We start from the raw sequence: 18,878 nt of genomic DNA, 5'->3' as shown, positions 1-18,878 counted from the left end.
CGATCCACCTTAGTGACCCGTGCGCCCGGGTCGGTGGGCTTCCCTAGACTTGCTCCATGCGCATCCACATCGCCACCGACCACGCCGGCCTCGACTTCAGCAGGCACCTCCAGGAGCACCTCGCGGCAGCGGGGCACGAGGTCGTCGACCACGGACCGGTGGAGTACGACCCGATCGACGACTACCCGGCGTTCTGCATCAACGCGGCGAAGGCGGTCGTGCGCGACCAGCAGGCCGGCGTGCAGGCGCTCGGCGTGGTGTTCGGCGGGTCGGGCAACGGCGAGCAGATCGCGGCCAACAAGGTGCTCGGCGTCCGCGCCGCCCTGGTCTGGAACGAGAGCACCGCGCAGCTCGCCCGGCAGCACAACGACGCCAACGTGATCTCGATCGGCGCCCGGCAGCACACCGTCGAGGAGGCCACCCGATTCATCGACGTCTTCATCGCCGAGCCGTTCTCGCTCGAGGAGCGGCACGTGCGCCGCATCGCCCAGCTCGCCGAGTTCGAGGCCACCGGCGACATCGCGGGCCGGAACGTGGACCGCTGATGCCCGAGGGCCACTCCGTCCACCGCATCGCCCGGCAGTTCGCGACGAACTTCGTCGGTCACCGGGTGACGGTCTCGTCGCCGCAGGGCCGGTTCGCCGAGGGCGCCGCGCGGATCGACGGGCAGGTCATGACGGCGGCGAAGGCCGTCGGCAAGCAGATGTTCCTGGAGTTCGAGAACGGGCTCTGGCTGCGCATCCACCTCGGCATCTACGGCGCGTGGGACTTCGCGGGCGAGATCAGCGTCGACCCGACCATCGCCTCCGCCAACGGCCGCATGGGGCAGACGAACCAGCGCGGCACCGACGCCGATGCTGCCCGGGTGTTCGACGACGCGGGGGAGAACTCCCTGCACTCGATCGGGGCGCCCCGGCGCACGCGGCTGCGCATGGCCGAGTCCGAGAAGCTCGAGGCCGAGATCACCAGCTTCCCGCCCGAGCCCGTCGGGCAGGTGCGCGTGCGTCTCCTGACCGACACGGCCGTCGCCGACCTGCGCGGCCCGACCGCGTGCGAGGTGCTCGACCCGGCCGAGGTGGATGCGGTGATCGCCAAGCTCGGGCCCGACCCGATGCTCGACGACGGACCCGAGGCCGAGGAGCGGTTCGTGTCGACCGTCCGCCGCAAGCCGACCTCCATCGCCCTGCTGTTGATGGACCAGAGCGTCGTGAGCGGCATCGGCAACGTCTACCGCGCCGAGCTGCTCTTCCGCGCTCGCCAGAACCCGCACACGCCGGGCAAGCAGGTCCCCGAGGACACCGTGCGCGAGCTGTGGCACGACTGGGTCAAGCTGCTGCGCATCGGCGTCGCGACCGGTCAGATGATGACGATGGACGATCTCGACGACGAGTCGTATCGCAAGGCGATGGCGAGCCGGGACGACCGGCACTGGGTCTACAAGCGCGAGGGCCTGCCCTGCCGCGTCTGCGGGACCCACATCGTGATGGAGGAGCTGGGCGGCCGCAAGCTGTACTGGTGCCCGAAGGATCAGGCCTAGGAGGCGGCATGCGCCAAAACCCGAGTTTCACCCTCACCGACGCGGAGGAGCTCAAGCGGCTCGTCCGCGAGAACCCGTGGGCGACCTTCGTCAGCCACACCGAGGCCGGCCTGGTCGCGTCGCACTACCCGGTCATCCTCGACGACACCCGGGAGGAGATCAGCCTCCTGAGCCACGTCGGCCGGCCCGACGAGCAGCTGCACGAGCTGGGCGAGCACGAGCTGATGATCATCGTCCAGGGCCCGCACGGTTACATCTCCTCGAGCTGGTACGACGACAAGCCGGCCGTGCCGACCTGGAACTTCATCTCGGCCCACTTCTCGGGTGTGCCCGAGATCCTCAGCGACGAGGAGAATCTCGAGGTGCTCGCCCGGCTGGTCGACCACTTCGAGCGCGAGCTGCCGGAGCCCCGGCAGATGGCGGGCACGGAGGCGGACTCCGCCTACGCGCAGCGCATCTCCTCCGGGACCGTCGGCTTGCGGCTGACGCCCACACGGATCAGCGCCAAGCAGAAGATGAGCCAGAACCGGCCTGATCACATCGTCGACCGCATCCTGCTGGAGCTCGCGGGCGACGGCCCGTACGCCAGCGGCGGGCTGCTGCGCGAGATGACGATCGTGCACGACCGCCGCCGCGCCGCTCGATGAGCCTCCTGCTGACCGGGGCCCGCATCCCCGGCTCGGAGGGTGTGGTGGATGTGCGGATCGCGGACGGCCGCATCGATGCCGTCGACCTCGCGGGTCGCATCGACGCGGCCGGTGCGGAGCAGCTCGACCTCGACGGCAGGTGGCTGGTCCCCGGCCTCTGGGATCAGCACGTGCACTTCACCCAGTGGGCGCAGACCGCGCGCCGGCTCGACGTGTCCCGGGCTTCCTCGGCCGCGGAGGCCGCCGACCTGGTGCGGCGGCGCGTGTCCGCCCGGGATCAGGATGGGGACGACCTCCTCGTCGGCTTCGGCTTCCACGACGCGCTCTGGCCCGACCTCCCGACCCGGGAGCTGCTGGATGCGGCCGCGGGGGAGCGTCCGGTCGTCCTGATCGCCGGGGACCTGCACTGTTCGTGGCTCAACACGGCCGCCGCACGGCGCTTCGGCGTGGAGTCGGATGACGCGGTGCTGCGCGAAGATGCGAGTTTCGCCGTCTCCAGCGCGCTCACGACCGCGGACGACGCGACGATGGATCGTTGGGCCGCCGACGCCGCCGCCGTCGCGGCGAGCCGGGGCGTCGTCGGTGTCGTCGACCTCGAGTACGGCTGGAACGTCGAGACGTGGCGGCGCAGGCTCTCGGCCGCCGAGCCGCGCGTGCGTGTCGAGTTCGGGATCTACGGCGACCACCTGGAGCGCGCTGCGACGCTCGGGCTGCGCACCGGCCGGCCGATCGACGGGACGGCCGGCCTCCTGACCGCCGGACCCTTCAAGGTCATCTCGGACGGTTCGCTCAACACCCGCACCGCTCTGTGCAGCCACGCCTATCCCGACGGCGGTCACGGCGTGGCGAACCTCGGTGAGGACGAGCTGGTCGCCGCGATGCGCTTCGCCGTCGAGCACGGGATCGAGCCGGCCGTGCACGCCATCGGTGACGAGGCGAACCGCCGGGCGCTGGATGCGTTCGAGCGCGTCGGCGCCCGTGGCCGCATCGAGCACGCGCAGCTGGTCGAGCCGGCCGACGTCGCGCGGTTCGCGCGCCTGGGGGTGACCGCGAGCGTGCAGCCGGAGCACGCCATGGACGACCGGGATGTCGCCGACCGGCTGTGGGAGGGGCGGACCGACCGCGCGTTTCCGCTCGCGGACTTCCTACGGCACGGGGTGCGGCTCGCGTTCGGCTCCGACGCTCCGGTGACACCGCTCGACCCGTGGATCGCGATCGCGGCGGCCGTGAACCGGTCGCGGGAGGGGCGCGAGCCCTGGCATCCCGAGCAGCGCATCCCGTTCTCCGCTGCGCTGGAGGCGTCGGTGCGCAGCCGGATCGCCGCCGGAGAGCCGGCCGACCTCGCGGTTCTCGACCTCGACCCCGCCGCGGCGACGGACGAGGAGCTCCGCGCCCTTCCGGTCGCGGCGACGCTCCTGGCCGGCCGTTTCACGCACGACACGCTGCGCTGATCGCGTCCTCGCCGGGAACGGCGAAGGGCCGACCTCCGGAGCGGAGGGCGGCCCTTCAGGCGCGTTCGTGGCGCGGTGACGTGCTTATTCGCTGATGTGCGCGAACAGGAACCAGCGGTCCTTGTCGAGGCCGCGGGCGATCTCGATGGCGACGTCCTGGCTGGTCTGGTCGAGCTCGTCGAGCTCCTTCACGGCGGTGTTGACGGCCGCGAGGGCGGCGTCGATCTGCGCGATGACCTCGGCGATGGTCTGGTTGGAGGGGCGGAAGCCCGCGGTCAGTTCCGGGGTGGTGGTCTTCGCGGCGACGGTGCCGAGACGGCCGTCGACCGGGAGCCCCAGGGCGACGATGCGCTCGGCGGCCAGGTCGGCCCACTCCTGCGCGTGGTCGACGATCGTGTCGAGCAGCTCGTGCACGCCGATGAAGTTGGCGCCGCGCACGTGCCAGTGCGCCTGCTTTCCGTTGACGACGAGCGCGGTGAGGTCGATGACCACCGGGCTCAGGAACTGGGCGACTCCGGCGGCGACGTCCGGGTTGGAAACACTCTGGCTTGCGGCGATGTCCGTCATTGTTTGGCGTCCTTTCTCGTGCCTGCTTCAACGCTACTCAGCCCGCGGAATTCCGCAACGAAGCTGAGGCTGCGCTAACTAAGCTGAGGCTCGCCTGGGTGGCCGCCGAACGCCTCCCGGACCGGAGCCGGGGGATAACCCCCGCCGGGATCCGCCTGCCACCCGCATACCGACGGGAGGCCGCCGACGGGAGGCTGGAGTCATCGTCCCCGACTGGAGAAGACCATGACCTCCGCCTCATCCGCCATGCTGGATCCCGTGACCGCACGCCCCGCTCCGCCCGCCGACCGCACGACGTACGGCTCCCTGTGGCGCGGCGTCCCGCGCGAGCTCGGTTTCCTGCTCCTGACCATGCCCATCGCGATCGTCGGCCTGTCCGTGCTGCAGTCCCTGTTCTGGACGGGTGTCGGCACGCTCGTCATCTACGTCGGCCTGTTCATCCTGATCGGCACCTTCTACACCGCGCGCGGATTCGGTGCGGTGGAAGTCGAGCGGCTGCGCTGGGCGGGTCGCCCGGAGATCCGCCGTCCGCTGTGGGAGCCGGCCGACAAGCCGCGCACCTTCTGGCGCTCCGCCTTCGGCCCGTTCGTCAACGGCCACTACTGGCTGTACCTGCTGCACGGCATCCTGATCAACCCGATCGTGAGCATCGTCTCCTGGACCGTCACGATCGTCTGGACGTCGGTGGCCCTCGGCGGCCTGACCGGCTGGATCTGGGAGGGCTTCATCCCGCACGACGGGCAGACGGTGTTCCTGTCGCGGGTGATCGTGGACTGGGCGTCGCAGTCGAGCTCGACGTTCGACCCGATCGTGGGCGACCGCATCCTGTACTTCATCGCCGGCGTGCTGTTCGCCGCCACCCTGCCGTTCGTCACGCGCGGCCTCACCCTCATGCACGACGCCATCGCCCGCGGCCTGCTCGGTGCGTGGCCGTCGGAGACGCTGCAGCGGGAGGTCGCCGACCTGTCCGCCTCGCGTGGTGCCGCCGTCGCCGCCGAGGATCAGGCGCTGCGCCGGCTGGAGCGCGATCTGCACGACGGGCCGCAGCAGCGCCTGATCCGCCTGCAGATGGATATCGCGGCCGCTGAGCGCAAGCTCGCCGACGATCCCGACGCGGCGGCGGCGCTGCTCGCCGAGGCCCGGCAGCAGGCCGGCGACACGCTGGAGGAGCTGCGGGCGCTGTCCCGCGGGTTCGCACCGCCCCTGCTGCAGGATCGCGGACTGGTCGCCGCCGCGGAGTCGCTCGCCGCGCGCAGCACCGTCCCGATGCGGCTGGAGTCGTCGCTCGCGCCGGGGGAGCGGTTCAGCCCGGAGACCGAGCGGAACGCCTACTACGTGCTCGCGGAACTCGCGACGAATGTCGCGAAGCACTCGGGGGCGACGGAGGCGCGGCTGTTCCTGGACCGGACCGTCGAGCCGTCCGGCGCGCAGTGGCTGAGCGTGTGGGTGACGGACAACGGGTCCGGGGGAGCGACGCTCACGCCGGGTCATGGTCTGAGCGGGCTGAGCGAGCGCGTGCGCGGCATGCGCGGCGAGCTCGTCGTCGACAGCCCGGTCGGCGGTCCGACGCGGATCGGCACGCGCCTCCCGCTCGCCTGATCGGCCGCCGCGACGCAGAAGGGCGGGTGACGGTCTCCCGTCACCCGCCCTTCGCGGTGTCTGTCGTGTGCTGCGTCGGCCCTACTCGGTGCCGACCGCCTTGTCGGCGGCGTCGCGGGCGCCGTCGATCTGGCCCTCGAACTTGCCGCCGGTGACCTTGTTGGCGGCGTCGGCGACGCCGTCGAGCAGCTTGTCGCTGATGTCCTCGGCCTGTTCGGACTTCAGCGCGTTCTTCACGGTGTCGCTGTCGAGGAATTCCTTGGCCTTGTTGGTGATGTCGTCCAGTCCTGCCACGGTGCACCTGCTTTCGTCGTCGATGAGCGGTTCACGCGCCATTCTGTCCTTACCGCTGCAGGAACGCCAGTACCGCCAGCACCCGGCGGTGGTCGTCACCCGAGTCTTCGAGCCCGAGTTTCTGGAAGATCGAGGTCACGTTCTTCTCCACCGCGCCCACCCCGATCACCAGTTGGGCTGCGATGGCCGAGTTCGTCCGGCCCTCCGCCATCAGTCCAAGCACCTCGCGCTCACGCGGAGTCAGCGCAGCTACGGGATCGATCCGCCGCGTCAGGAGTTCGCGGACGACCTCCGGATCGAGCACCGTGCCGCCCTGCGCGACGCGCGTCACCGCATCCCGCAGCTCGTCGAGCGACGCGATGCGGTCTTTCAGGAGGTAGCCGGTGCCGCCCTGCCCGCTTGCGAGCAGCTCCTGCGCGTACGTCCCCTCGACGTACTGACTGAGCAGCAGCACCGACACGCGCGGGTGCTCGGCCCGCAACCGCAGTGCTGCGCGCACGCCCTCGTCGCGGAACGTCGGCGGCATCCGCACATCCAGCACCGCGACATCCGGCGCCACCTCGCCGACCTCCGCGAGCAGCGATTCGGCATCGCCGTAGGCCCCGACCGTCTCGAACCCGGCCTCGTCGAACAGCCGGATCAGCCCCTCCCGCAGCAGCACGGAGTCGTCGGCGACGACGAGACGGAGGGGAGCGGAGGCGGTGTTCGGCACGGGGATCAGCCTAGGGGCGGGCGTCGCCCTCGTCACCGGCGACGTAGACGAACGCCTCGACGCCGGACGAGAGCGTGACGACACGCCGGACGTAGTCGGCGACCTCGTAGGCATCGGTGGCGGTGAGCTCGGTGCCGTCGAGCTCGAGGAAGGCGCCCTCGACCAGGTCGCCGGGCTCTCCGCGGCGCAGGATGGGATGCCGATCGGACCCGGAGGTCGCGATCACGTCAGGATCGGTAATGACGAGCCAGTCGAGCCGGTACCTGGGCAGCGCGTCGGCGACGGTCGGCACCTCGCGTCCGTAGAGCGCGCGCTGCACGTCGGGCTGCCGGAGCGTGCCGTACGAGAAGACGCGATGCGGGGCGGGAGTCGACGCGGTCATACAGACATCGTGTCAGGTGATGGAGGGGATGACGGGAATCGAACCCGCGTGATCAGTTTGGAAGACGTGCGCGAGGCTTGATCCGAGCTGAACCAGCACGCCCCGAGCCAAGCCGCGATGCCTCATTCTCACCAGTGATTATCTGGGGGAGTGGCGGGTTCAAGCCCCGTTACTCAGCGCACCTAGGCGCGGCTCGGTTCGCGTCGGTCGGGCGCGGTGACGGGGTTTTCCGCCCGTCTAACGGGGATCGCGCGATCAGTTTCCAGAGCAACGAGCCTGGAATTACTCTTCGGACCAGGCTATGTCACTGTTGAAGCCAAACCGATCCGCGATTGACCGCAACTCTGCGGCGTGCGGCGTGCCTTCGATGCCATTGTCATACGCGCTCTGGGCCAACACCAGCATGCAGACTTGAAATGCGAGGGCTGTACCGATCAGCGGGTAGGGCGCTGGGGTGACAAATCGGTAGTCCTTCGTGTCGTCTCCAGTGTTGGCGATCTTTTCCAAGTACTCGTCCATCAGGGACATGTCCGCGTGCGCCACCTGCGAGAAAATCCGGTAATAGACGTAGAGACTCTCGCCGCCTTTCAGCTGTTTGCAGCGCGTCTCGAAATTCTTGGCCGCGTCGGCTTTATACCCGCCGAACCGCTCCAACATGTCTGCGAGTTCCTCGGTGCGCGCGGGATCCTCGAACAGGGAGTCCTGACGCAGGGCCGCGTCGTACGCGTTCTTCTGCTGGCGTGCGCTCTCGTAGACGGCCGCAAACGACGCGTTTGGTGCGATCGAAATCCATGCTGCGGTGACGGCGCACTCGAGCGTCTGCCGGATCAGCGGCATCGCGGTGAGGTAGTGACCCTCGGATACGAGCAACAGGATGGCCTCCGTTAGGCGGGCACAATGCTCAGCGAGCGTGCGAATCTGCAATCCGCCGACGAGGCTTCCGTCGATGATTCGAATGCGGGCCTCTGGGCCGTAGGACTCCCAACGCCGGAGAAGCCCTCGAAGGACGGCAGCCGACTCCTCGGCGTCAGGAACGTCCGCAGCCTCTGTGCTCATCGACCCATTATCTGATTTGGCCCTCCTGGCCGGCATCGAATCGGGGGCTGAATCCGGCGAATTCGTATCGCGGCTGGGGGCCGTCCCACGTCTCGAACTCGAAGAGCTCGAACCAATCCCCGTCAAGGGAATCAGCACCCTCGATGGGGCGCGTCCGTCGAGCATTTCAACCTCGGCAATGTGGTCGTCGGAGGGACCGCAGAAGAAAGTCAGGCGCCACGCGGCCGGCAGCCCAGGATGGTCCATCCGCCGGACGATACATCTTGCCAGCGCGGACCGATACACAGTGCGGCCGAGTGTCGCGCGCTCGGACGAATCTGCGTACCCGTCGCCACGCCGTCAGGGGGCGTCGCGTCCTGCAGATGTGCGCGCCGCAACAGCATCAGCTGCTCCTTCGCGGGCAGCGGTCGTGTGCGACCGCCGGGCAACCGGCGGTCGTTGATTCCTGGGGCCGAATAGCCAGAACTTTCGTTGTTCATTGGTCATCCCTTCCTGCGATCAATCGTCGCTCTGCGGGCACGGTGCGTGACGGAGAGTGACCTCCAGTGGGCTGTCGAGAGTGGGTGACAAACGGGCGGGGCGAGGTTTCAAGCGGCGGGGAAAACGAACGAGGTAGGGTTTACTCAGCGAGCATGCAGCTAACACATAGGGGGACGAAATGGGTAATTGCGGATACCGTCTACTCGCACTTGTACCCGAGCGACTACAGCGCTGAGATCGCCCAGTTTGAGGCGTACACCGCTGCAATATGACAACTCGATCACTTTGTCCCGTACGCTCCTCTTGCATGGTGCTTCGAACGGCACCTTGACCGTGCAAGCTTTCCCGTGGGTGCGACATGGAGGTCTGAATGCTCTTTCGGGTGCTCGAGCCCGCTTGGGGTAACGATCCTACAGACGGCGTCGAGAGTATCGAGCTGCGGGTGACGGACTGGAACGACTGGTTCGAATTCCGCACGCAGTTCCTCGTCGGCTATGTAGACCCCCAGGGCGAACGGCACCACCTCGGGAGCGTAAAGATTGCGAAGCTCGACCACTCATATTCCAATATTCGTGGCGGCGAAACGCCCCTAGAGAGCGAATTCTCAAGATTGGGCGCGGGCTACGTGTCCCTCGGACAAGATGAGGCGTTTTATACGAACCTGGTGGACCGTCTAGGCCGCCCGAAGGCCAAAGGGGTGCTCCGCGCCCTACAGGATCTTGCGCTGAACGACTCACTCTTCCGTGAGGTGCGGACGGCGCGCGTCGTGAGCGAATCGCTGCTGCGGTTCGTCAGCCCGGTGACGGTCACCGGGGCATATCGAGCGATCATCTTCGGCGAGCTCCAGCGGCGAGCTTATGACCTGACCTTCATCAAGCCGTCCCTGAACCCCTACGGTCAGCCGCTCCGTCTCGATTTCCAGGTGTTGCCGGACTCAAAGCCTCCGACAAACATTCATGTGCTTGTCGGGCGCAATGGATCCGGAAAAACGACCTTGCTACAGAGTATGACCAGGTCCCTACTCGGAGCTCCGTTCGCTCGGCCAGAAGACGGATCATTCCAGAGTGGGGCGGAGCACACGTCCTTCGCCAATATCATCTACATCGGTTTCAGCGCCTTCGATGCCGTAGAGATCCCCGTTAGGGCCAGTCCAACTGCCTACCTGGCCCCGTACGCATATATCGGCCTTCAGCGCCTGAAATCGGAAGATGATGCGAACTCCACCAGCGAGAGTCGAGAAAAAGAAGACCCTGCCGCCGCGAAGGTGACTATCGCGGCTAACGATCTTGGCAACCAATTCGCCGCGAGCGCCTGGAGCGTGGTGACAGGAAAATCTTTGGAACTCTGGCGTTCCGCGCTCGACGTGCTTCAGTCGGATCCGAACTTTGCAAGCGCTGACGTAATCGCTCTCGCGGATTCCGAACGCATATCAGACGGTGCCATTTATCGCGCCGGTGCCAAGCAGTTGTACGAGAAGAGACTCAGCTCGGGACACAAGATCATCCTTCTGACCATCACCAGGCTTGTTCAAACGCTTGCAGACCGGAGCCTCGTCGTGATGGATGAACCGGAGGGACACCTACATCCGCCCCTCCTATCGGCGTTCGTGCGCGCGCTTTCTCAACTCCTGAAGAAGCGCAACGGACTAGCCATAATTGCGACTCACTCGCCAGTAATTCTTCAGGAGGTTCCAAAGGAGTCCGTATACCTGATCACACGCAAGAACGACGTTGTGACAGCACGCCGTCCCAGCCGCGAAACGTTTGCCGAGAACGTGGGAGTTCTTACTCATTCTGTGTTTGGTCTAGAGGTGGTCGGTTCTGGATTCTCGCAGATGCTGCTTCAGGAAGCTCTCGAAGACCAGTCGTACGAGAACATTTTGGAGCGCTTCGAGCAAAAGGTGGGGCTTGAGGGGCGAGCGTTGTTGCAATCCTGGTTGGCATCGCGTGACCTTGATGAAATCAAGCGACTGGTGGCGGAGGATTGATACCTCTCCCCCTTCCAAGGTTCAGCGTTGCTGATCTCCTGGCGAATGTTCCGGGCGGCCCGACGATTGAACAGGTCAGATCCAAGTTGGCCACGCTGGAGGCTTCAGAGGCAGAGTTCCTAAGCCTGGCTCCTGTCGCGAGGCTCCATGAACTAGTTCCCGGCGACCCGACGCTGACTGAGGACGACGAGAAGGCCATCAGGTACGCCTACAAGAAGGCAGCATCTAAGCGGGATGGCGGCGAGGCGCGAGCTCTTCTGAATTTGATTGAGGCAAGCACCGACGACCGTTGCGCGTTATGTCTGCAGACTCCGGTGGAAGAACTTGACCACTATTTGCCGAAATCCCCATTCGCGCGTCTAGCGATGACGCCCTCGAATCTTGTTCCGGTGTGTCATCGCTGCAACCACGACATGCAAGACGAATACTCCACAAATCAGGAGGAACTTCCACTTCATCCGTACTTCGATCGCATCGGAGGGACTAGCTGGGTCGCGGCTGACCTTACGGAGGAGGGTGAAGGTTCTTTGCAGTACCGGGTGGAGCGGCTCGCGGACTGGGACGATCTGACCGATGCAAGGGTCCGTAACCACTTCAAGTCACGGAGTCTCGCATCCATTTGGGGTTCGAGCGCATCCAACTTGTTCATCGGACACCGAGGTTTCTTCCGCAGCACTTATCGGCTCGCGGGACCAGATCACCTAAGAGCTACCCTCGTCGGGCTGGCCGACAGCTATGACGAGGCGGAATACGAGCCATGGCGCGCGGTCGCTCTAAGAACATGGGCGGCTAGCGACTGGTTTTGCAGTGGTGGGTGGGATATCCCCGTCTAGTCGAATTGCCTTATCCGAGCATGCTCCGGACGAGTGCGACTAGCGCGACTAGACATGACGCAGGTACGCCGCGCGCGGCTAAGACAATTAGCAGGTAGCGGGCTGTGGTTCCCCAGCCGTCACGGGCTGCGGTCAGATGCGGCGATTGTGTCTGCTTCCGCTGGCTCTTTGAGCTCTGTCCCATTTGCTCCTCCGGGCGTCCTGAACGGACCCACCGGTGAGCGGGCGGCGAGCGCAAGGTCCATGTTCCGACCCGGAAATTACCCCGCCGACGCCCGGGGCTCTCTAGAACTTATGAGAGATTCTCAGTCTAGGTACGAAATATCGAGAACAGGGAGGCCAGCCTGCGCGTGTCGTAAAGCGATTGCCCACCACCGATCCCGACCGACGACGGGCCCGCGTGGGCATCTGGGGCAAAGAAAGGTGTAGGACGACCTACTCATCAAAGAGTTCGGCGTAGCTTCTTCGCCCATCGGCGGCGAAAATGCCTCGAAAAGGCGAGGCATGTGAAGTTCACCGTCAAGCTCACGGATGATTGTTGTGAGGCGCGTCTCGCGGTGGTGCTTGCGGTCAGTGCAAACGACCGGAAGGAAGAAATCTACCTCTCTGCCGCTCTGCGTGAACTGACGAGGGAGGTCCGGACGAACCCGTACCCCGGGCTCCGGCCAGCCATCACGTACACCCATAGTCGTCATCCTGTCGCAACGGGGTTCTGACGGGGATCGCGTTCCGGAGCGTTTCGCTCAACGGGCCGCTCGCCCAGTGTCTGAAAGGGAGGGGATGACGGGAATCGAACCCGCGTAATCAGTTTGGAAGACTGAGGCTCTACCATTGAGCTACATCCCCGAAGCCGTTGCACTGCGACGGCCGACGACCATCGTAGTACACGCGGGGGCCACCTCGTGTGCAGTAGACTTGCGCGTGGTCTTTCGCACCGTTTTAGCCGGGGCGTAGCTCAGCTTGGCTAGAGCGCCCGCTTTGGGAGCGGGAGGTCGCAGGTTCGAATCCTGTCGCCCCGACGAGGACCTCGTTCCTTGCGAGAAGACCACCGTTCGAACATTCAGGAGAACCCAGACATCGTGAAGACCACGGTCGAGAAGCTCAGCCCCACCCGCGCAAAGCTCACCATCTCGGTGACGCCGGAGGAGCTGAAGCCTTCCATCACCCACGCGTACGAGCACATCGCCGAGCAGGTCAGCATCCCCGGCTTCCGTAAGGGCAAGGTCCCGCCGGCGATCATCGACCAGCGAGTCGGCAAGGCCGCCGTGCTGGAGCACGCCGTCAACGAGGGTCTGGACGGTTTCTACCGTGCGGCCGTCGAGGAGAACGACGTGCGCCCGCTCGGCCGCCCCTCCGCCGACATCACCGAGTGGCCGGCCGAGGCCGACTTCTCGGGCGACCTCCTCCTCACCATCGAGGTCGACGTCCGCCCCGAGATCACGCTCCCGAAGCTCGACGACATCACCATCACGGTCGACGCCGCCGAGATCGCGGACAGCGACATCGACGAGGAGCTCGACAACCTGCGCAGCCGCTTCGGCACGCTGGTCACCGTCGACCGCCCGGCCAAGAAGGGCGACTTCGCCCAGATCGACCTGACCGCCGAGATCGGTGGCGAAGAGGTCGACACCGCCGCGAACATCTCCTACGAGATCGGCTCCGGCGAGCTCATCGAGGGCATCGACGAGGCGCTCGACACGCTGACCGCCGGCGAGACCACCACCTTCGAGGCCCCGCTCATGGGCGGCGACCACGAGGGCGAGAACGCGCAGATCACCGTGACGCTCAACGCCGTCAAGGAGCGCGAGCTGCCGGAGGCGGACGACGACTTCGCCCAGATCGCCAGCGAGTTCGACACCATCGCCGAGCTGCGCGACAGCCTCCGCACCCAGGTGGAGCGCTCCAAGGCGTTCGGCCAGGGCACCTCCGCCCGCGACCAGCTCGTCGACACGCTCCTCGAGCTCGTCGAGATCCCGGTCCCGGAGCAGCTCGTCGAGGACGAGGTCCACCGCCACCTCGAGCAGGAGAACCGCCTCGAGGACGACGTGCACCGCGCCGAGGTCACCGAGTCGAGCCAGAAGACGTTCCGTACGCAGATCCTCCTCGACGAGGTCTCCAGCGCCGAGGACGTCAAGGTCAGCCAGGACGAGCTCACCCAGTACCTCATCCAGGGTGCTGCGCAGTACGGCATGGACCCGAACGAGTTCGTCAAGATCCTCAGCGAGAACGGCCAGATCCCGTCGATGGTTGGAGAGGTCGCCCGCAACAAGGCCCTCGCGATCGTCCTCGGCAAGGTGAAGGTCGTCGACAGCAACGGCAAGCCGGTCGACCTCAGCGAGTTCACCGCCGTCGCCTCCGGTGACGACGAGGACGAGGCCGCCGACGAGGCGACCGAGGCTCCGGCCGAGGAGGCTCCTGCCGCCGAGGCCCCCGCCGCCGAGGAGAAGCCGAAGAAGAAGGCTCCCGCGAAGAAGGCTCCCGCCAAGAAGCCGGCCGCCAAGAAGGCCGCGGACGCGGAGTAATCCCATCGACGACGAAGGCCGGGTGCGCATGCGCCCGGCCTTCGTCGTTTCCAGGATCAGGACGAGGGGACGACGATGGACGACTGGCAGCGACGCATCGACGCCGTGTGGGACGAAGCCGCGACCCGCGGGGAGGATGCGACACTCGCCGCGATCCTGGCCCTCGCGGCCGAACGGCCCGATGACGCGCTCGGGATGTACGAGACCGCCGGCGCCTACGACTACGCGGGCCGGGAGGCCGAAGCCGAGCCGCTCTACCGCCGCGCCCTCGACGCGGGGCTGGCCGAGCCGGAGCGCACCCGCGCGACGATCCAGCTCGCCAGCACACTCCGCAATCTCGACCGCCCGCAGGAGGCCGTGGAACTGTTGCGTGACCTCCTCGATGCGCGACCCGACGACCCGCTCGCGGCCGACGCGCACGCCTTCGCCGCCCTCGCGCTGTTCGACCTCGGCCTCCACGCCGACGCCCTGCGGGAGTCGCTCACGGCCCTGTCGCCCCACCTGGGCCGCTACGGTCGCGCCGTCGGGGCGTACGCCGCCGAGCTCGACGACGAGTGACTCCGGCCCCGCACCTCCCGCGCCACGGCTCTCTGCCCAGGGCGAACACCACCGAAATGCCCGTGGCGCTCCGATAGATTCGATTCCAAGCGACAAGGAAACGGAGCGAACATGGCCGACCTGGGTATCCAGCCCAATGTTTTCGACAGACTGCTGAAGGACCGCATCATCTGGCTCGGGTCCGAGGTCCGGGACGAGAACGCGAACGAGATCGCCGCGAAGCTGCTGCTCCTGGCCGCAGAGGACCCGAAGCGCGACATCTACCTCTACATCAACTCGCCCGGCGGGTCGATCACGGCCGGCATGGCGATCTACGACACCATGCAGTTCGTGCCGAACGACATCGTCACCGTGGGTATCGGCATGGCGGCCTCGATGGGCCAGCTCCTGCTCACCGCGGGCACCAAGGGCAAGCGGTACATCACCCCCAACGCCCGCGTCCTGCTGCACCAGCCGCACGGCGGCTTCGGCGGCACCGCGAGCGACATCCAGACCCAGGCGCAGCTCATCCTCGACATGAAGAAGCGCCTCGCCGAGATCACCGCGTCGGCCACCGGCAAGTCCGTCGAGCAGATCAACGCCGACGGCGACCGCGACCGCTGGTTCTCCGCCCAGGAGGCACTCGAGTACGGCTTCGTCGACCACATCCGCGAGTCGGCGCTCGACGTCGCCGGCGGCGGCGGCACCGACCAGGGCTCTGACAAGTAGCGACGCCGAAAGGACTAAGGACAACACAATGAACATCCCCATGCTCGGCGGGGCCCCCACCGGCGGCCAGGCCCTCGGCGGCGTGCAGGCGCCCGGCTCCCGCTACATCCTGCCCAGCTTCGAGGAGCGCACGGCCTACGGCTACAAGCGCCAGGACCCGTACGCGAAGCTCTTCGAGGACCGCATCATCTTCCTCGGCGTGCAGGTGGACGACGCCTCCGCGGACGACATCATGGCCCAGCTCCTGGTGCTCGAGAGCCAGGACCCGGACCGCGACATCGTCATGTACATCAACTCGCCCGGTGGCTCGTTCACCGCGATGACGGCGATCTACGACACGATGCAGTACATCCGCCCGCACATCCAGACGGTCGTCCTCGGCCAGGCCGCCTCGGCCGCCGCGGTCCTCACCGCCGCCGGCACTCCCGGCAAGCGCCTCGCTCTGCCGAACGCCCGCATCCTGATCCACCAGCCCGCCGTCGGCGAGGCCGGCCAGGGCCAGGCGTCCGACATCGAGATCCAGGCCCGCGAGATCCTGCGGATGCGCACGTGGCTCGAGGAGACGCTCTCGCGCCACTCGAACCGCTCGCAGGATCAGGTCAACAAGGACATCGACCGCGACAAGATCCTCTCCGCGGACGAGGCCCTCGAGTACGGCCTGATCGACCAGGTGCTCACCAGCCGCAAGACGCTGCCGGCACTGGTCAAGTAAGCAGCTCCACGCCGACGGGCGGGACGGTCGCATCGACCGTCCCGCCCTTCTGCGTCTCGGCGGCCGGATCTGCACCAGGCTGTCTGCTCTGGGCAGAAGCCCGTGTGACGTTATCGACCCGCCGGTGCGCACCATTGTCGCCCGCACAGGTTAGGCTCGTTGAGAAGACACCCGTGTAGTGGGAGGGGACGAGGGATGGCACGAATCGGGGAGAGCGCCGATCTGCTCAAGTGCTCCTTCTGCGGCAAGAGCCAGAAGCAGGTCCAGCAGCTGATCGCCGGTCCAGGCGTGTACATCTGCGACGAGTGCGTCGAGCTCTGCAACGAGATCATCGAGGAGCGCCTCGCCGAAGCCGGCGAAGAGGCCGCCAGCGAGTTCGAGCTGCCGAAGCCGAAGGAGATCTTCGGGTTCCTCGAGGAGTACGTCATCGGCCAGGAGGCCGCCAAGCGGTCCCTCGCGGTCGCCGTGTACAACCACTACAAGCGCGTGCGCGCCAAGCAGACCATCACCGCGGCCGACGCCATGGACGACGTCGAGATCGCCAAGAGCAACATCCTGCTGATCGGCCCCACAGGCTGCGGCAAGACCTACCTCGCACAGACGCTCGCGCGCCGCCTCAACGTGCCGTTCGCCGTCGCCGACGCGACCGCTCTCACCGAGGCCGGATACGTCGGCGAAGACGTCGAGAACATCCTCCTCAAGCTGATCCAGGCCGCCGACTACGACGTCAAGCGGGCCGAGACCGGCATCATCTACATCGACGAGGTCGACAAGATCGCCCGCAAGGCCGAGAACCCGTCGATCACCCGCGACGTCTCCGGCGAGGGCGTGCAGCAGGCGCTGCTCAAGATCCTCGAGGGCACGGTGGCCTCCGTCCCGCCGCAGGGCGGCCGCAAGCACCCGCACCAGGAGTTCATCCAGATCGACACGACGAACGTGCTGTTCATCGTGGCCGGCGCCTTCGCGGGCCTGGAGGAGATCATCTCGTCCCGCGCCGGCAAGAAGGGCATCGGCTTCGGCGCCCCGCTGCACTCCAAGGGCGACGACATCAACCTCTTCAGCGAGGTCCTGCCGGAAGACCTGCACAAGTTCGGGCTCATCCCGGAGTTCATCGGCCGTCTGCCCGTCGTCACGACCGTCACGCAGCTCGACCAGACCGCGCTCATGCAGATCCTGACCGAGCCGAAGAACGCCCTGGTGCGCCAGTACCAGCGGATGTTCGAGCTCGACGGCGTGCAGCTCGAGTTCGAGCACGCCGCCCTCGAATCCATCGCCGACCTGGCCGTGCTCCGCAAGACCGGTGCCCGCGGCCTCCGCGCGATCATGGAGGAGGTGCTCGGCCCGATCATGTTCGAGGTGCCGTCCAGCTCCGAGGTCGCCCGCGTGGTCGTCACCAAGGAGGCCGTGCTCGAGAACGCCGCCCCCACGATCGTCCCGCACCGCCCGCGGCGCGAGGAGAAGTCGGCCTGACCGGCTCCCTCCGGTCGCTCACGCCTCCGGGCGGAGCGTCGGAGCGGTGAGTCCGTCGGCGCTGACGCGCGGCCGGATGAGCCACTGGGGCGAGCGCGTCACGACCAGCCAGGCCGGGAGGATGGCCAGGCACAGGATCGGCAGCACGGCCACGCTCTGCGTCACGGCCAGCGCGACGAAGATCGCGATCCAGCCGTCCCGTGCGACGGCGACCGTCATCCCGAGCACCCCCGCGGCCACGGCGACGGCGAGCGGGATGCCCGGCACGAGGGCCGCGGCGAGCAGTCCGATCGCCGCCCCGATGAACACGGCCGGGAACACGCGACCCCCGCGGAACCCTGCGCTGGCCGCGACGAGCAGGGCTGCGATCTTCACGACCACGATCACCACGAGCTGCACCGCAGAATAGTCGGCCCGGTCGTGGATCAGCTCGCCCATCTGCTCCAGCCCCTTGAACAGCGTGAGCGGGCCGCCGATGACCCCGAGGACGCCGAGCACGACGCCACCGGCGAGGGAGACGAGAAGCGGGTTCCGGAGGCTGTGGAACGCGCGATGCACGGCCGGGAAGGCCGTGGCACCCAGCACGCCGAGCAGCGCCGCCACCGTCGCGATCACGAGAGCCGAGATGACGTCCGGCCAGTGCACGTCGGTATAGGCGGGTAACGGCACGCCGAACTGCGGGTGCGAGAGCAGGACCATCGTCTCGGAGCCCGCTGCAGCGGCGACGAGGGGGAGGAACAGTCGATCCCAGAGGGCCCCTCCTCCGGGCGCGGCCGCGACGATCCCGGTGAAGACGAGCGCGGCGGCGACGGGGGTGCCGAACATCGCTCCGATGGTGGCCGAGGCTGCCATCAGGAGCACCAGCTGTGCAGGTACCCGCTTCCAGAGCCGCAGGACCAGCGCGACCAGCAGGCTCGCGTTGATGGCGATGATCGGGTTCTCCGGCCCGAGGCTGACGCCGCCGGCGAGCCCGAGCACCGCTGCCAGCGCGAGGGACGGCACGACCGCGGGTGGGGGCGGCGTCGTCACCAGCTCGGTCGTGGCGGAATCGGGGCCGGCATGGCCGGGGAGCAGCCAGACGACGAGCCCCACCGCGGCGCCGGTGACCGTGAGCACCAGGAAGATCCACCATCCGGACGCCCCGTCGACGCCGATAGCGCCGGGCAACGCCGTCCACACGGCCTTCTGCAGCAGGTCGGCGACCTCGTCGAGCAGCCACAGGGAGAGCGCGGAGAGCACCCCGATGAGGAGGGCCGGGATGCTGAGGAGCAGCAGCATACGGACCGTGGGCGCCGGCAGCGGGCGCTCCGGGCCGGCTGTGCTCATGGAGTCCCCTTCCCGCGGAGTCTGGGCCCAGGCTAGG

The 18,878-nt window shown here is 67.2% G+C and carries 18 protein-coding genes and 2 tRNA genes; 13 read left to right on the top strand and 7 right to left on the bottom strand.

From position 1 onward, the window contains the following. Positions 1–56: 56 nt before the first annotated feature. Genes HNR14_RS19475 through HNR14_RS19460 form a run of 4 tightly spaced genes read left to right on the top strand, consistent with a single transcriptional unit; the run spans position 57 to position 3,635 of the window. A complete protein-coding gene (locus tag HNR14_RS19475) occupies positions 57–545 on the top strand; it encodes a ribose-5-phosphate isomerase (protein WP_021764927.1) in 489 nt (162 codons plus the stop codon). After that, positions 545–1,537 carry an Fpg/Nei family DNA glycosylase gene (locus HNR14_RS19470; protein ID WP_179702285.1) on the top strand — a complete coding sequence of 331 codons (993 nt, stop codon included), beginning with the start codon at positions 545–547 and terminating at the stop codon, positions 1,535–1,537. Before HNR14_RS19475 ends, HNR14_RS19470 begins: the two co-directional genes overlap by 1 nt. Before the next feature lie 8 nt (positions 1,538–1,545). Next, on the top strand, positions 1,546–2,184 hold the full coding sequence (locus tag HNR14_RS19465; protein WP_179702284.1) for an FMN-binding negative transcriptional regulator: 639 nt from the start codon (positions 1,546–1,548) through the stop codon (positions 2,182–2,184). Further along, complete coding sequence (locus HNR14_RS19460) at positions 2,181–3,635, top strand: amidohydrolase (protein ID WP_179702283.1); 1,455 nt, start codon at positions 2,181–2,183, stop codon at positions 3,633–3,635. The genes HNR14_RS19465 and HNR14_RS19460 overlap by 4 nt, the downstream gene beginning before the upstream one ends. A gap of 84 nt (positions 3,636–3,719) precedes the next feature. On the opposite strand, the gene HNR14_RS19455 is transcribed toward HNR14_RS19460, so the two are convergent. After that, positions 3,720–4,202: a Dps family protein gene (locus HNR14_RS19455; protein WP_021763778.1), complete on the bottom strand. Its 483-nt coding sequence runs from the start codon at positions 4,200–4,202 to the stop codon at positions 3,720–3,722. 258 nt (positions 4,203–4,460) lie between these two features. Here HNR14_RS19455 and HNR14_RS19450 point away from each other — a divergent pair, with 258 nt between their 5' ends. Further along, entirely contained in the window at positions 4,461–5,801 is a 1,341-nt protein-coding gene (locus HNR14_RS19450; RefSeq protein ID WP_343064544.1) for a sensor histidine kinase, read from the top strand. An 81-nt stretch (positions 5,802–5,882) separates the two neighbouring features. On the opposite strand, the gene HNR14_RS19445 is transcribed toward HNR14_RS19450, so the two are convergent. The 4 genes from HNR14_RS19445 to HNR14_RS19430 all read right to left on the bottom strand — a co-directional run bounded on the left by HNR14_RS19445 (position 5,883) and on the right by HNR14_RS19430 (position 8,245). Beyond that, on the bottom strand, positions 5,883–6,095 hold the full coding sequence (locus HNR14_RS19445; RefSeq protein ID WP_039922913.1) for an antitoxin: 213 nt from the start codon (positions 6,093–6,095) through the stop codon (positions 5,883–5,885). Between the two features lie 49 nt (positions 6,096–6,144). Continuing rightward, positions 6,145–6,813: a response regulator transcription factor gene (locus HNR14_RS19440; RefSeq protein WP_425485053.1), complete on the bottom strand. Its 669-nt coding sequence runs from the start codon at positions 6,811–6,813 to the stop codon at positions 6,145–6,147. A gap of 4 nt (positions 6,814–6,817) precedes the next feature. Next, positions 6,818–7,189: a gamma-glutamylcyclotransferase family protein gene (locus tag HNR14_RS19435; RefSeq protein ID WP_179702281.1), complete on the bottom strand. Its 372-nt coding sequence runs from the start codon at positions 7,187–7,189 to the stop codon at positions 6,818–6,820. A 282-nt stretch (positions 7,190–7,471) separates the two neighbouring features. Then, complete coding sequence (locus tag HNR14_RS19430) at positions 7,472–8,245, bottom strand: DUF5677 domain-containing protein (protein ID WP_179702280.1); 774 nt, start codon at positions 8,243–8,245, stop codon at positions 7,472–7,474. A 922-nt stretch (positions 8,246–9,167) separates the two neighbouring features. Here HNR14_RS19430 and HNR14_RS21250 point away from each other — a divergent pair. Then, a complete protein-coding gene (locus tag HNR14_RS21250) occupies positions 9,168–10,712 on the top strand; it encodes an AAA family ATPase (RefSeq protein WP_179702279.1) in 1,545 nt (514 codons plus the stop codon). A gap of 86 nt (positions 10,713–10,798) precedes the next feature. Then, on the top strand, positions 10,799–11,545 hold the full coding sequence (locus tag HNR14_RS19420) for an HNH endonuclease (protein ID WP_179702278.1): 747 nt from the start codon (positions 10,799–10,801) through the stop codon (positions 11,543–11,545). 775 nt (positions 11,546–12,320) lie between these two features. Here HNR14_RS19420 and HNR14_RS19415 read toward each other — a convergent pair. Next, positions 12,321–12,391 (bottom strand) — tRNA-Gly (locus HNR14_RS19415). Between the two features lie 98 nt (positions 12,392–12,489). Between HNR14_RS19415 and HNR14_RS19410 the strand changes: the two genes are divergently transcribed. The 6 genes from HNR14_RS19410 to clpX all read left to right on the top strand — a co-directional run bounded on the left by HNR14_RS19410 (position 12,490) and on the right by clpX (position 17,515). Beyond that, positions 12,490–12,564 (top strand) — tRNA-Pro (locus tag HNR14_RS19410). Between the two features lie 60 nt (positions 12,565–12,624). After that, positions 12,625–14,067 (top strand): trigger factor, encoded by a 1,443-nt coding sequence (gene tig / locus HNR14_RS19405; protein ID WP_179702277.1) that lies wholly within the window; start codon positions 12,625–12,627, stop codon positions 14,065–14,067. 75 nt (positions 14,068–14,142) lie between these two features. Further along, on the top strand, positions 14,143–14,625 hold the full coding sequence (locus HNR14_RS19400) for a tetratricopeptide repeat protein (protein ID WP_179702276.1): 483 nt from the start codon (positions 14,143–14,145) through the stop codon (positions 14,623–14,625). Between the two features lie 111 nt (positions 14,626–14,736). After that, positions 14,737–15,333: an ATP-dependent Clp protease proteolytic subunit gene (locus HNR14_RS19395; RefSeq protein WP_179702275.1), complete on the top strand. Its 597-nt coding sequence runs from the start codon at positions 14,737–14,739 to the stop codon at positions 15,331–15,333. A gap of 28 nt (positions 15,334–15,361) precedes the next feature. Continuing rightward, on the top strand, positions 15,362–16,045 hold the full coding sequence (locus HNR14_RS19390) for an ATP-dependent Clp protease proteolytic subunit (protein ID WP_425485042.1): 684 nt from the start codon (positions 15,362–15,364) through the stop codon (positions 16,043–16,045). A gap of 195 nt (positions 16,046–16,240) precedes the next feature. Further along, on the top strand, positions 16,241–17,515 hold the full coding sequence (gene clpX / locus HNR14_RS19385; RefSeq protein WP_021762167.1) for an ATP-dependent Clp protease ATP-binding subunit ClpX: 1,275 nt from the start codon (positions 16,241–16,243) through the stop codon (positions 17,513–17,515). Positions 17,516–17,533: 18 nt separating this feature from the next. Here clpX and HNR14_RS19380 read toward each other — a convergent pair whose 3' ends face one another. Beyond that, on the bottom strand, positions 17,534–18,841 hold the full coding sequence (locus HNR14_RS19380; RefSeq protein ID WP_179702274.1) for an ion channel protein: 1,308 nt from the start codon (positions 18,839–18,841) through the stop codon (positions 17,534–17,536). Positions 18,842–18,878 lie beyond the last annotated feature (37 nt).

Origin of the sequence: Leifsonia naganoensis (assembly GCF_013410615.1) — a bacterium.
Lineage (GTDB): Bacteria > Actinomycetota > Actinomycetes > Actinomycetales > Microbacteriaceae > Leifsonia > Leifsonia aquatica.
The sequence above is the reverse complement of the archived record's forward strand: the minus strand, read 5'-3'. Positions and strand labels throughout refer to the sequence as shown.

Excerpts from the sequence above, each read along its gene's own strand:
- HNR14_RS19380 (WP_179702274.1), bottom strand. The coding sequence starts at position 18,841 with ATGAGCACAGCCGGCCCGGAGCGCCCGCTGCCGGCGCCCACGGTCCGT.
- HNR14_RS19470 (WP_179702285.1), top strand. The coding sequence starts at position 545 with ATGCCCGAGGGCCACTCCGTCCACCGCATCGCCCGGCAGTTCGCGACG.
- HNR14_RS19475 (WP_021764927.1), top strand. The coding sequence starts at position 57 with ATGCGCATCCACATCGCCACCGACCACGCCGGCCTCGACTTCAGCAGG.
- HNR14_RS19435 (WP_179702281.1), bottom strand. The coding sequence starts at position 7,189 with ATGACCGCGTCGACTCCCGCCCCGCATCGCGTCTTCTCGTACGGCACG.
- clpX (WP_021762167.1), top strand. The coding sequence starts at position 16,241 with ATGGCACGAATCGGGGAGAGCGCCGATCTGCTCAAGTGCTCCTTCTGC.
- HNR14_RS19465 (WP_179702284.1), top strand. The coding sequence starts at position 1,546 with ATGCGCCAAAACCCGAGTTTCACCCTCACCGACGCGGAGGAGCTCAAG.
- HNR14_RS19430 (WP_179702280.1), bottom strand. The coding sequence starts at position 8,245 with ATGAGCACAGAGGCTGCGGACGTTCCTGACGCCGAGGAGTCGGCTGCC.
- HNR14_RS19455 (WP_021763778.1), bottom strand. The coding sequence starts at position 4,202 with ATGACGGACATCGCCGCAAGCCAGAGTGTTTCCAACCCGGACGTCGCC.
- HNR14_RS19390 (WP_425485042.1), top strand. The coding sequence starts at position 15,362 with ATGAACATCCCCATGCTCGGCGGGGCCCCCACCGGCGGCCAGGCCCTC.
- HNR14_RS19460 (WP_179702283.1), top strand. The coding sequence starts at position 2,181 with ATGAGCCTCCTGCTGACCGGGGCCCGCATCCCCGGCTCGGAGGGTGTG.
- HNR14_RS19395 (WP_179702275.1), top strand. The coding sequence starts at position 14,737 with ATGGCCGACCTGGGTATCCAGCCCAATGTTTTCGACAGACTGCTGAAG.
- HNR14_RS19400 (WP_179702276.1), top strand. The coding sequence starts at position 14,143 with ATGGACGACTGGCAGCGACGCATCGACGCCGTGTGGGACGAAGCCGCG.